This window comes from Leptotrichia sp. HSP-342, assembly GCF_041199995.1.
GTDB lineage: Bacteria > Fusobacteriota > Fusobacteriia > Fusobacteriales > Leptotrichiaceae > Leptotrichia > Leptotrichia mesophila.
The window spans coordinates 680,217-693,642 of sequence record NZ_CP165646.1 but is presented as its reverse complement, the minus strand read 5'-3'; the positions used below and the strand labels follow the sequence as shown (position 1 = coordinate 693,642).

The 13,426-nt window shown below is 31.9% G+C and carries 12 protein-coding genes; all 12 read right to left on the bottom strand.

Annotated elements, in window-relative coordinates:
- Window positions 1-19: 19 nt before the first annotated feature.
- On the bottom strand, window positions 20-253 hold the full coding sequence (locus AB8B23_RS03515) for a hypothetical protein (protein WP_369713453.1): 234 nt from the start codon (window positions 251-253) through the stop codon (window positions 20-22).
- 122 nt (window positions 254-375) lie between these two features.
- Entirely contained in the window at window positions 376-1,290 is a 915-nt protein-coding gene (locus AB8B23_RS03510; RefSeq protein ID WP_369713452.1) for a LysR family transcriptional regulator, read from the bottom strand.
- Window positions 1,291-1,570: 280 nt separating this feature from the next.
- Entirely contained in the window at window positions 1,571-2,143 is a 573-nt protein-coding gene (locus tag AB8B23_RS03505; RefSeq protein WP_369713451.1) for a hypothetical protein, read from the bottom strand.
- A 38-nt stretch (window positions 2,144-2,181) separates the two neighbouring features.
- Window positions 2,182-2,793 carry an ACP phosphodiesterase gene (locus AB8B23_RS03500; protein WP_369713450.1) on the bottom strand — a complete coding sequence of 204 codons (612 nt, stop codon included), beginning with the start codon at window positions 2,791-2,793 and terminating at the stop codon, window positions 2,182-2,184.
- 281 nt (window positions 2,794-3,074) lie between these two features.
- Entirely contained in the window at window positions 3,075-3,755 is a 681-nt protein-coding gene (locus AB8B23_RS03495; RefSeq protein ID WP_369713449.1) for a nitroreductase family protein, read from the bottom strand.
- Window positions 3,756-4,264: 509 nt separating this feature from the next.
- Window positions 4,265-6,730 carry a glycogen/starch/alpha-glucan phosphorylase gene (locus AB8B23_RS03490; RefSeq protein WP_369713448.1) on the bottom strand — a complete coding sequence of 822 codons (2,466 nt, stop codon included), beginning with the start codon at window positions 6,728-6,730 and terminating at the stop codon, window positions 4,265-4,267.
- Between the two features lie 126 nt (window positions 6,731-6,856).
- Entirely contained in the window at window positions 6,857-8,638 is a 1,782-nt protein-coding gene (locus tag AB8B23_RS03485) for an oligopeptide ABC transporter substrate-binding protein (RefSeq protein ID WP_369713447.1), read from the bottom strand.
- Between the two features lie 19 nt (window positions 8,639-8,657).
- Window positions 8,658-9,590, bottom strand: coding sequence for an ABC transporter permease (locus AB8B23_RS03480; RefSeq protein ID WP_006804843.1), 933 nt, complete (start codon window positions 9,588-9,590; stop codon window positions 8,658-8,660).
- An 11-nt stretch (window positions 9,591-9,601) separates the two neighbouring features.
- Window positions 9,602-10,564, bottom strand: coding sequence for an oligopeptide ABC transporter permease (gene opp4B / locus AB8B23_RS03475; protein WP_369713445.1), 963 nt, complete (start codon window positions 10,562-10,564; stop codon window positions 9,602-9,604).
- Between the two features lie 3 nt (window positions 10,565-10,567).
- Window positions 10,568-11,530: an ATP-binding cassette domain-containing protein gene (locus AB8B23_RS03470; RefSeq protein WP_369713444.1), complete on the bottom strand. Its 963-nt coding sequence runs from the start codon at window positions 11,528-11,530 to the stop codon at window positions 10,568-10,570.
- A gap of 510 nt (window positions 11,531-12,040) precedes the next feature.
- The gene (locus tag AB8B23_RS03465; RefSeq protein WP_369713443.1) at window positions 12,041-13,033 is read right to left on the bottom strand and encodes an ABC transporter ATP-binding protein; all 993 of its coding nucleotides are present in this window, start codon (window positions 13,031-13,033) and stop codon (window positions 12,041-12,043) included.
- A gap of 185 nt (window positions 13,034-13,218) precedes the next feature.
- Window positions 13,219-13,392 (bottom strand): hypothetical protein, encoded by a 174-nt coding sequence (locus tag AB8B23_RS03460; protein WP_154669751.1) that lies wholly within the window; start codon window positions 13,390-13,392, stop codon window positions 13,219-13,221.
- Window positions 13,393-13,426 lie beyond the last annotated feature (34 nt).

Below are 13,426 nucleotides of genomic sequence, written 5' to 3'. Positions count from 1 at the left end.
GCCCAATTCCATTGAATCCCTAGAAAAAGTCCAAATGCCAGTAACTACGTCTAAATTCCCCATCTGTAACACTTGTATATCCTAATTCAATTTGTTTATCCACAATTTTTCTAATTTCTTCATCCTCAACTTTTTCCAATTCTTTCTTGTCAATTTTTCCCTTTTCAAAATCATTTCTAGCTTTTTTTAATTTCTCAGTTCTCAAAAAACTTCCTACAGTATCGTGTCTATGAGGTGCATTTATTGTACACATATTATCAACTCCCTTATTTGTTATTATTTTATGAAGTTATTATATACAAATATGTTCTTTCTGTAAAATACATTTATTTTTTAGTTTGTTATAACTTTTGTTTATATCAATATTCTTTAATCTTAGGGAATTTCTGTATATTTCAAATGTTCCTTCAAAGCCTCCACATAAACTTTCCCATAAACACTTAATTCAATATTTTTCTGCATTATAATTCCAACTTTCATATATTCATCCACTTCCAGCGGTTTTGCAATAATATTTTCTCCATTTAGCTCTTTACTAATTATTCCTGTACTTACCGTGTATCCGTTAAGCCCAACTGCCAAATTAAATAAAGTCGCCCTGTCCCTCACTTTTATATTTTTATCCCTGTCAAGTGTACTCAATATTTCTTCTGAAAAATAAAAAGAGTTATAGTCTCCTTGTTCAAACGACAGATATGGATATTCCTTCAAATCTTCAAGACTGATGCTTTCCTTTTTTGCTAAAGGATGATTAAAACTAATGAAAACATGTGGCTTTGCAGTAAACAGCTCAATAAATTTCAAGTTATTTCTTTTTATCAATTTCTCAATTACAGTTTTATTCGCTCCCGAAGTGTATAAAATTCCAATTTCACTTTTTCTCTTGCTTACATCTTCAATTATCTCATTAGTCTGTGTTTCCCTAAGTGTAAAATCATACTTATTCTCTCCAAACTTCTTAATCACATCCACAAAAGCATTTACCGCAAATGAGTAATGCTGAGTTGATACCGAAAATCTCCGAGTTATCTTATTTCCTTTTTTATATTCTTCTTCCAACAAATCCGTCTGTTCTAAAACTTGCCTAGCATATCCCAAAAACCTATCTCCTTCAAGTGAAACAATTACTCCTTTATTTGTCCTGTTAAAAATCGTTATATTCATCTCATCTTCCAGCTCTTTTATTGCTTTTGTCAGTGCTGGCTGTGAAACAAACAGCTCTTTTGCTGCATCACTTAATGTCCCTTTTTCAGCGACTGTTACTACATATTTTAGTTGCTGTAATGTCATTTCCTTCTCCCTCTTTTATTCACATAATCTTCTTAATATTTCTCCTGCATCTTCTATATTTATTATGTATAACCAATACTATTTCCCATTTAAAGTTTCAAATCTTAAATTAAATAATATTTACACATATTTATCAAATACAAATTGTTATCTTTACATACTTTCTATATTTAATTGGTTAAACAAAAAAAGTGTGTTATTTATCACACTTTTAATAACTTTTATATAAAAATTTTAAAAATATTGAACTTTAAAAACTAATCTATGTAAAGCAAGAATATTATTTAACAACTTGCCATTTATTATCGCTGCCCTTTACAAATTTAACTGTTGATGTTGCCAAATTTATTTTCTTAGTTTTTTTCAAATAATCATATTGTAATTTTATATATTTTTCAATATCAACTTCTACTTCATCCTTGCTATTATCAACTTTTGTTACATATTTGCTCGCATTATCTCCTAAATACTTATCCAAAGCCTTTTCATCGTATCCTTTTACTAAAAATACAACTTCCCCGTTATTCCCATTTTCATTCACTTGATACACAGAAACTTCAAATTGTTCAATAAGCATTGTATTCGACTCTTCCCATTGTTTCTTTAATGCTGAATTATTTGCTTTTGCTACATATTTATCCACATCTGGATTTATTGATTTAAGCATTTTTCTTGAACCATAATTTGATATTTCCTGCAAAGCTTTTGCATAATCTGTTGCAGCTGTTTTCAAGGAATCATACTTCTTAACTTGTGCAGTCTCTTTTGTAGATGGTGCCGCATTCACTATGTTTGGTACAGCCGCCAATCCTGCTAGAACCATTAATCCCATCAATATTTTTTTTACTTTCATAAACTTCACCATTCTCCTTCTTTCTCCAATTTATAAAATCAGTTTTTTCTTATTCCCATATTTATAAATTTTTTTACACTTTCTTCTTTCACATAAAAAAATTCTTTTATAGATTTTTCTTCAAAAGCAATATAATTTTTTTCCAGCTCTTTTACAGCTAGCCTTAAAATTTCTCCTTTTCTGACTCTTTGAGAAATTCCATAAAATGCACGTTCTAAAAAATCTATATTTTTATAATTAGACATTACTTTTTCACTTTCAATCCATTTAAATGTTCCTGCAAATTTTTTTGGAAAAAAACTCTGACTTTCAGATATATTATACAGTATCTTCTTTTCAATATTATTAATATTTTCATTGAATAGCCTATCAAAATCTTTGGCTAAAAAATGGTCAATAAACATATCCGATACAATTCCTTTAAAAATACCAAATTTTTCCACAAGTAATTCATTCAAAAAATTCTCATTCCTGTCAGAAATTCCATCAATTATCCGATGCAGGACAATTCCCTCTTTCAATTCTTCAGGAAGCTCTATTTTATCAACTAGCCCCTTATAAAAATCACCTGCAAAATTTCCATATAATGTCTTTTTATTTTCCTGCTCATCAATTTCGAGCGAAATTAGTGAATGTGCTAAAAAATTCATAATCTTTTCTCTTTCCCACTTTACTTTTAAAACTAAACCAGATTAAATGATAAAAATTAAATAAATTTAGAATTTCTCCTACTTTTTCATTTAATTTCAAAAATAATTCGATCTAGTAATTTTATACTAAAGCCCTTTAAATAATAAAGTTATTATAAACTTTTCCAACTAAATGATATAAATCTAATATTTTCAAATAATTAAAATATGATTTTCATTTTTTAAAATAAACTAATCCGTCAGCTTTAAAAAATTCCATTGATTATTTCTCATCTAGTTCATCAGCAAATCTGAATCCTTTCCTTGTATGACGGTAATTGCGGTGTTCCATTTTCTTCACGCCAAGCCACTGTATCTTTTTCGTGAAATTCCACTCCTTCTTCTACTTTTTTCGCATCATAGGTATCCTCAAATACAAATGTATCTAACGGAACTCTTGGTTTTACTCTAGTTAATTTTCTTTCCACAGGCACTCCAAGCGTACTTCCTACTATTGGGAATACATATTCTGGTAACCCAAGCATTTTTATAAATTCCTTTGTTTCCTTTCTAATTGCTCCAATTACGGTACTTCCGTATCCAAGAGCAAAAGCTGCTGTCTGCAAGGCATTTACAACAATTCCGGCATCTACTGCACCAACTAAAATCCCATCCGCAGATTTTGGAGCGATATTTCTCTTTCCAACAGAATTTGCCGCATAAACTCCACGATGGAAGTCAACTAATACAAATACAAAAGCGTCAGCTTCTGCAATATGCTTCTGTCCTCCACAAAGTTCTGCAATTTTTGCCAATTTTTCCTTATCTCTTACAACAATCAATGAAGTTTGCTGTCCATTAACTGAATTCGCAGCTCTTTGAGCTGTTGCAAGTATTGTCTTCAAATCTTCTTCTTTTATCTTTTCCCCTGTAAATTCCCTTACAGAACGTCTATTTTGCAATTGTTTTATCAATTCATTCATTCAAATCACTTCCCTTTTTTTTAGTTTATTTAATTAATGTTATCACATTATATTTGTATTGTCAAACTATAACAAAGTCATTAAAAAATTATAACTATTTAAGTCTATATTCTAGTATTACCCACTTTTATCAGTTCAGCATAAATAATACTATTTCCCATTCAAGTAACAGAAATCAGAAAATCCATGGAATTAGAGTCTTTTTTAGAAGATTATACTATTATACAATCTATGTGGCTGTTAAAATATTCTTTTAATTAAATTTAATCATTAAGTATCCGTCTTAAAGACTTTTATAATTTTATTTATAAGTATTATGATTAATAATAGTTTTTTCTATTTTTGAAATGGGATTTAGTATTATATAATTATCAAACAGGTTAACAGAATATAACTTAAAAAACTGCTTCATAATGAAGCAGTCCTTATTTTCCAGCCTGTCTAAATTTTTTCAGAATTAATTTTACTTCAGTATTGGTAATTTTAGAGCTGTTTTTTACATAAGAAAATTAATCTTCTATATAATCTTGAATTTCAACTGGCTCAATGTTCCAAATTTCTTTTGCATATTCGTCAATTGTTCTGTCTGAACTGAATTTACCTGCATTTGCAATATTTTTAAGAGCTTTTCTAGTCCATTCTCTTTTATCTTTGAAGGCATTTTGAAGTCTATCTTGAGCTTCTCTGTATGATGCGAAATCTTTTAATAGGAAATATACATCTGGACGAGAACCATCTACTCCGTATAACAATGAATTTTGTAGTTCTCTGAAGATTCCTGTATGATTATCGTTATAAGTTCCATCACCTAACTGATCCACAACTTTTTTAAGTCCTTCTACGCTGTTATATTCGTCAAATGGATTGTACCCTCCATGTGCTTGATAATTTTCAACTTCCTGTGCAGAAAGTCCAAAGATAAAGGCATTGTCAAGTCCAACTTCTTCAACAATTTCCACATTTGCCCCGTCCATTGTTCCAATAGTTAATGCACCGTTTAGCATAAATTTCATATTACCAGTTCCAGATGCTTCCTTACTTGCTGTAGAAATTTGTTCTGATACATCTGCTGAAGGGAATATTTTTTCTGCAAGTGAAACTCTATAGTTTTCAAGGAACACAACTTTGATTTTTCCGTTAATGTCGCTATCGTTATTTACTTTTTCTGCAACGGTATTAATTAATTTGATAATTCCTTTTGCACGTCTGTATCCAGCAGCTGATTTTGCTCCAAAGACAAATGTTCTTGGCTCAATATCTAGATATGGATTTTCTTTTAATCTGTTGTACAGGTCCATAATATGAAGTACATTTAAAAGCTGTCTTTTATATTCGTGTAATCTCTTAACTTGAATATCAAAGATAGAATGAGGATTTACTTCGATTCCTGTTGTATCTTTTATATATTTAGCCAATTTTTCCTTATTGTGTAGCTTAATTTCAGCAATTCTGTTTAAAACATTGTCATCATCTAAGTATTGCTCCAATTTTTTTAGTTCATACAAGTCTGTAATCCACTTGTCTCCAATTAATTCTGTAATTAATGCAGCTAATTCTGGATTTGCTTTTAATAGCCATCTTCTTTGAGTAATTCCATTTGTTTTGTTTAGGAATTTTTCAGGATACAATTCATTCCATTCTCTTAACTCGCTATTTTTAAGAATTTCTGTATGCAATGCCGCAACTCCGTTTACTTTGTGCGATCCTACGATTGCAAGCCATGCCATTCTAACTTGTCCATCTCCAATGATTGACATTTTGTTGATTCTTTCCCAGTCTCCTGGATATTTTTGCTGTAATTCTGCGACAAATCTTCTATTGATTTCCTCGATAATTTGATAAATTCTTGGAAGTAATGGCTGAAATAGTGAAATATCCCATTTTTCCAATGCTTCTGATAAAATTGTATGGTTTGTGTATGCAAATACATTTTTACAAATGTTCCAAGATTCATCCCATCCTAATTTTTCCTTATCCAAGAAAATTCTCATTAATTCAGGAATTGCAACAACTGGATGTGTATCATTTAGCTGAATTGCCACTTTTTCTGCAAATTTTGAAAAATCATTTCCAAAAACTGATTTGTATCTTCTGATAATGTCCTGTAATGAAGCTGATGTAAAGAAAAACTGCTGTTTTAATCTTAATTGTTTTCCATCTTTTTCAGTATCATTTGGATACAGTACTCTTGAAATATCTTCAGCTTGAACTGCTTTTGCAGAAGCTTGTAAATAAGTCTGATCATTGAATAATTTTAAGTCAAATCCTTCAGGAGATCTTGCTTCCCACAATCTCAACGTATTTACAGTATCGTTTCCATAACCGATAACTGGCACATCATAAGGTACAGCATGAACTGTTTCCGTATTTACACGTTTAAAGTATTCTTTCCCAAATTCATCACGATGAACTTCAATTTGCCCGCCAAATTTTACTTCAAATACTCTGTCCATTCTTTTGATTGACCAAGGATCCCCATATTTTGTCCAGTCATCTGGATATTCCATTTGGAACCCATTTTCGATTTTTTGCTCAAACATTCCGTATTTGTATCTAAGTCCATATCCATGTCCTGGTAATGCCAATGTTGCAAGCGAATCTAGAAAACATGCAGCAAGTCTTCCAAGCCCTCCATTTCCAAGTCCTGCATCCATCTCACGGTCTTCAATTTTGTTAATATCTACGCCTAATTCATTCAATGTTTCTTTTATAACGTCATTAATTTGCAAATTAATCAGATTATTCCCCAAAAATCTTCCCATTAGGAATTCTGCTGAAAAATAGTACGTTTGTTTTACCTGTTTTTTAGCATAAGTTTTTTTAGTATTGTACCATTTTTCCATTGCGTAATCCAAAGCTACTTTTGAAATCGCATTATATAACTCAAATTCATGAGCTTCTTCAAGAGTTTTCCCATATTGCCTTCTCAGTTCCCTAAGAATATTGTCCTTTAATTCAGCTTTGTCAATTTTCATATTTCCTCCTAAATATTTTATTTCCACTTCACTTTACCACTTTTTTAGCATTATTTCAATACTTTTTGTTAAAATTAATATCATTTATCCATTATCTTAATTTTGTATATAAAATTTTTCTAAAATCTATCTCATTGGAGCAACTGCTGTCAATTCCCACTTATGAATCCCTTCATCTTTTTTTGAAGAATCATATCCAATATAAACATTTTTTAATCTTTTATTTACTGGATAAAGTTTATATCTGTACATTAACGGAACTTCTGCCGCTTGTCCAATATAGTATTTTTGCCAGTTTTTGTATGCTTCCACTTTATAATTTGGAACTGTTAATGATTTTTCTCCTAATATTTCACCTATTAGCCTGTCATTTTCTTCTGATGCAAAACGAGAAAAGTTAAGCTGGGATTTTCTTCCTGCTGAGCCAGTTGGATCTAAACTTGTTCCAACTCCCCAAGCTCCAAAGAATACATCTATATCTTTAGAATCTCCTTGCACTTTTTCGTAAAAATTCTGAAAAGCTAGCAATCTTCCCGATGTAAGAACTGCTTTTATCCCTATTTTTTTCCAGCTTTGAATGTAGTTTTGTGCAAGTGGTTCTGCCACATCGCCTCCTGCCATAAATGCCATCTTTATTTCAAAGGGCTTTCCATGTTTATCTTCACGGATTCCGTCGCCATTTACATCCTTGTATCCTGCTTCATCCAGTAATTGCTTTGCTTTTTCAGGATTGTATGGATAACCTTGCAGGTCCTTTGGAAAATATTTCTTGAAAACAGGAGGAATTGATGAAGTTGCTTCCTGTCTTAACCCAAAATAAAATGCCTGTGCTATTTCCTGAACATTTATCGCATGCACAAGAGCTTGACGTAATCTTAAATCCGACATCTTGGCATTTGGATCTGTCACATTTTCCCCTTTAGACTTGTCATAATGCCCCAGCTTAAAAGCCAAATACGAATAATACAAATCCTGTTGTCCTAATGTTTCTATATTTTTAAAATCTTTATAATTGTTGTAAAGAGAATCAGGCATGCTCATTACAAAATCATATTTCCCAGCTTTTAATGCCGCCACTATAGATTGTGAATTTACGACTTGCACTATTGCCTTTTCAATTTTCGGCTTTCCTTTGTAATAATAAGGATTCGCTGTAAATTCTAGACTTTCTCCACGTGAAACTTTTGTTAAATTATATGGTCCTAATGTTACTGGTTTCATTCTAATTTTATCCGATGAAATCAATTCTTTTATTGGAATTCCTTTTAAATAGTGTTTTGGTAGTGCATTTCCAACTAGTCCGTTTGCAACTGTATAAATGCTTTGTCCTAGTTGTAAAAATGAAATTTCCACCGTTTTATCATCTATTTTTTTTATACCTGAAATATTTGGGGCTTTCCCATCGTGATATTCCTTCATTCCAACAATCTTTTGACTTTCTTCAGTATATCGAACTCCTGTATAATCTTTATGCCCTACAATTTCATAAGGTAAAATGATGTCATCAGCAGTTAGAGGCTGTCCGTCGGACCATTTTATACCATCTTTTATTTTTATTGTAGCTTTTTTATTTTTTGCATCAACTGTAAGAATGGCAGGTCCTTTGTCTGTTATTTCAAAATTTTCATCCACTTCAAATATACCCGAGCTTAAAAACATTGAAATAATCTCACCATCATAACCATCTGAATAGAACGTCTCATTAAAGACTCCAACCAATGGATTATCCTTTACTAACGCCACTTGCAAAGTTCCGCCTTGCACTGCAGGCTCATTGTTTGATGTTTTTTCTGGAAATAATGATAAATTCAGTTTTGCTCCTGGCATTTCACTTCTCTTTTTACCAGGATTGCACGAAACTACGAATATCAATACAAGAAGCGTGATTAATAATTTCCATTTTTTCATACTGTTCTCCTTTTTTATTTTATCCTCTTCTCTGTTTTGCGTCAGCCGCCCTGTTTAAAGCTTGTCCGACATAATTAATACATAGCATCATAATTAAAATCAATATTGATGCCGGAAGCCAAATCCATAATTTTGTAGACAATACTTCCGGATCTGCTGCATAACCAACCAAAGTCCCAAGGCTCGGAGTAGAAAGCGGCAATCCAAAGCCAAGAAAACTAAGCCCTGTTTCAATTCCAATATTTCCAGCAAATCCTAATGTCAATTCCACAATTATAATTGAACTCAAGTTAGGCAGTATTTCCCTGAAAATTATCGTAAAATCCTTTGTTCCCATAGTCTTTGAAGCCAAAATATAATCTTTCTGACTTTCAGCAAGTGCCTTACTTCTAATCAGCCTTGCTGCTCCAACCCAGTAAAATGCACTCATTATCAGCACAAAAGTTGCTATAGTGTACTTTGGAACAATAGTAACAAACACAATAATGATCATAAGTGTAGGCAAAATCGTAATAAAATCGATAACTCTCATAATCACATTATCCACCCATTTTCCATAATATCCTGCAATCAAACCAAAAAATATCCCAATTCCTGATGTCAAAATTGTTATTGTAAAACCAATAATAATCGAGTTTCTAGCACCTAGTATCAGTTGCCCCAATATTGAACGCCCACCAGAATCAGAACCTAGCCAAAATCCCTCTTTCATAGGAATGGCATATTTATCTAGAAGGCTTATTTTCATAATTTCCTCCTGATTTGCAAAAAGTGATCCGATAAAAATTATTCCAAAAAGAATTACAAGAATAATAAGCGAAGCAAGTGCCAATTTATCTTTTAAAATCTCCCTCACAATAACACTAATTCCAGTCGGCTTGCTACTTTTCTTAATTTCATCAAAATTTTCTGCTTTTTCATTATTTTTCTTTAAAATTTCATTATTAGACATTTTTTCACCACCTACTCTATTCTAATTCTGGGATCAACAATGCTAAGAATAATATCTGAAAGCAAACTTCCAAGCAATGTTAAAAATCCAAACAGCAGTATTAATGCTGTAACAACGCTGTAATCCCGTGTTATAATTGAATTTACAAATAGTCCTCCCATTCCAGGGTAACTGAATATTTTTTCAATAAAAATCGAACCTCCCAGAAGCCCTGTTATCGAATATCCAAAGAACGCTGCAATCGGTAAAATCGAATTTCTGAAAATATGTCTAGAATAAACTTTATTTTCTGGTACTCCCTTACTTTTCGCTGTTTTCACATAATCCAGATTCTTGGCATCAATTACTTCATTTCTCAAATACTGCACAATCCAAGTTGTTCCCAGCAATGCATACGTAATTGCAGGTAATATGATGTGATAAATCCTGTCCAAAATATGTCCCAAAGTACCAGTATTAAGTCCAGCCGTCACAGATCCAGTTGTTGGAAACCATCCAAGCGTATATCCAAAAAACCAAATCATTATAAGCGAAAGCACAAAAGTCGGAATCGCATAGCTCACATAATTATAAAATGTAACAAATTTATCAAGAAATGAGTTCTGATAACGTCCAGCAAGCATTCCAAGCGGTATTGCAATACAATATGTCAAAATAAGGCTAAGCAGCGACAAAATAAATGTGTTTACTGCCCGTTCTCCAATAAGCGTCTTTACAGGAACATTATAAGTGTAGCTCATTCCCAAATTTCCAGAAACGGCATTTTTTAGCCATCTTACATACTGAATATGCCAAGGATCCAGCAACCCTGCCTTTCTTCGCAATTCTTCAAGTGCTGCAGGATCAGTCTGTGGTGTAATCAGCCCAGTAAACGGATCTCCCGGCATAAGTTTTGCCAAAATGAAGATTAATAGGCTAAGTATAAATAGTTGCGGTATCATAACCAGAATTCTTCGTAAAACTGTTTTCCACATTGATTATTTTCCCCCTTTTCCGTTATTTTGCATTATTTCATCTTTAATAGCGACAAAATGGGTATCTGTTAATTTTTTTAAATCAAAGACACGCCCATTTTCATCATAATATTTTTTTTCATTTTTCAAATATTCCTTTTCAATTTCTAATCGTCTTTTTTTATTTTCTAGCCTTTTTTCAGGATGTACTTCTGGAATTGCAGCAATTAGCCGTTTTGTGTAAAAATGTTCAGGATTTTTATAAATATCATTTTTTATCCCAGTTTCCACAAACCTTCCACGATACATTATAAACATATAATCGCACATATGCTTTACAACTCCCAAATCGTGAGAAATAAAAAGATAACTTAGCCCAAACTGCTCCTGAATATCCTTCATATAATTCAAAACTTGTGCCTGAACAGATAAATCAAGTGCCGACACAGGCTCATCTGCTATAATCAATTTAGGCTTTGTAGCAACAGCCCGTGCAATTCCCAGCCTCTGCCTCTGTCCGCCAGAAAATTCATGTGGATATTTGTAAATATCTTCTCTGTTCATTCCTACAATTTCCAGCAGTTCTGATACCTTCCTCTTTTCCTCATCTGAAGTCAAATTCTCAAAATTTCTCAAAGGCTCAGAAATCAAGTCAAGCACTCTCTTCTTAGGATTTAAACTAGATAATGAATCTTGAAAAATCATCTGCACGTTTCTATTATATTCACTTCTTCTATTCCGAAACTTACCATCAATTTCCTTACCTTCATAAATAATCTTTCCATTTTTTATCTTCTCCAGCCCAATTATCGCTTTCCCAATCGTAGACTTTCCAGACCCCGACTCTCCCACAAGTCCATAAGTCTTCCCTTCTTCAATAGTCAAACTAACACCATCCACAGCATACACATGGTCAATTACCTTATTGAAAAAGCCCCCACGAATAGGATAATGAACCTTCAAGTCTTTCACTTCAATAAAACTCATATTTTTATTTATTCCCTTCTTTAATATTATTTAATAACCTAAATTTTAAAATATGTAATTTATTTTAATTAATAATTGTTTTATCTATAATTTTTATATTTTTTATTTTCAAAAAAATACAACATTTTTAATTTAATCATAACAAGTAATTTGCTTAAATAAATTTCCAAGCAAAATTTCGTTAGAAGAAAAAGAACTGTTTGAGCTTTTGAAATATACTTGAAATAAAATTCACTTATTCATAATAAAATAATCTATATTCAAAAGCGAGTTTTCTTTTTCTTTTATAAGAAAGTTTTGCGTTAAGCGGGGTAGTTCGTAGAACGTTTCGCCATTATCTCTAAGTAGTAGTCAGTTATACATGTTAAAATAACTTTTATTTCGAAAAAGGGCATGGCGTCTGATGCCCTTACGTTAAAAGAAATTTGAAAATATAAAAGAAAAACTTACTATTATTCAAAAAATTTTAAAATTTTTTAATTTAAACTAACCTTCTAAGGTACGATTAGTTTATTTTTCAAAATGAAAATTTTTCCAGCAAGTACATCTTACAAAATGCTCTTTTTCCACTTCATGCAATGTTGGATTTTTTTCGTGTTCACTTTCTTTTATCCACGGAATTCTTTGAGAAAAACGGCAACCTGTTCTCTCTAATTTAGTTAGCGATGGAACAATTCCTTGAATTACGTGTAATTTTTCTGTTTCTGTGTCAAGTTGCGGTATTGAATTTAGCAGAGATCTTGTGTAGGGATGTTTTGGATTATTGAACAAATCATTTACGTTTGCGATTTCTACAATTTCTCCAGCATACATTACTGCCACTCTGTCTGCCATTTCAGCAACAACGCCCAAATCATGTGTAATCAGGATAATCCCAGCGTTTATTTCACTTTGCAAAGTTTTTAGTAAATCCAATATTTGTGCCTGTATTGTAACGTCCAATGCTGTTGTCGGCTCATCGGCTATAATAATTTCAGGTTTACATGAAAGTGCTATTGCAATCATTACTCTTTGACGCATTCCTCCAGATAATTCGTGCGGAAATTGCCTTGCTACACGTTTTGGATTTTTTATTCCTACATTCTGTAGTAATTCCAGCATTCTGGTTTCCCTTTCAGTTTTGGACAATTTTGTATGATAAATCATTCCTTCCTCAATTTGTTCCCCTATTCTCATCAGTGGATTTAACGCCGATAGAGGATCCTGAAATATCATTCCAATTTTATTTCCTCTAATTTTATTGTATTCTTCTTCATCAATTTCTACCAAATTTTTCCCTTCAAAATTGATTTCCCCTGTCAATTTTGTGTTAATCGGATTATGCAGTCCAATAATAGAAGTTGCAAGTGTACTTTTTCCACATCCTGACTCTCCCACTATCGCAAGTATCTCATTTTTTCTAAGTTCCAGCGAAATATTATCCACAGCAGGAAAATATTCATCTTTTATCCGAAAACTTGTAACAAGATTATTAATTTTTATCAATGTTTCAGTTTGTTCCATACTTTTCTCCTCTAAAAGTTCTTTGTTAAAAATTTATTTTATACAGACATTGTAGCATAATTTTTATTCTTTTTCCTATTATTTTTCAAAATTTATCATTTTTTAGGAAATATTTTCCACAAAAAAAATAGAGCTGGTCTAAAGATTCTCTCTTTTCAACGGCTCTATATTATTTTCAGATAATCCTATTTTTTGGCGGCGTTATTTATGTAATCACAGTATCTCCAGTTTCCTGCATCACCGTTTCTACATTTTTCCCCTCTTTCCTGTCTTTCTCTCTCAAGATTTTCAAAAGAGGCGCAGCTTGCTAATGAAAACAGCAAGATACCTAATATAGAAAACATAATTGTTTTTTTCATCAAGATCACATCCTTTTAACTGTATTATTATTTA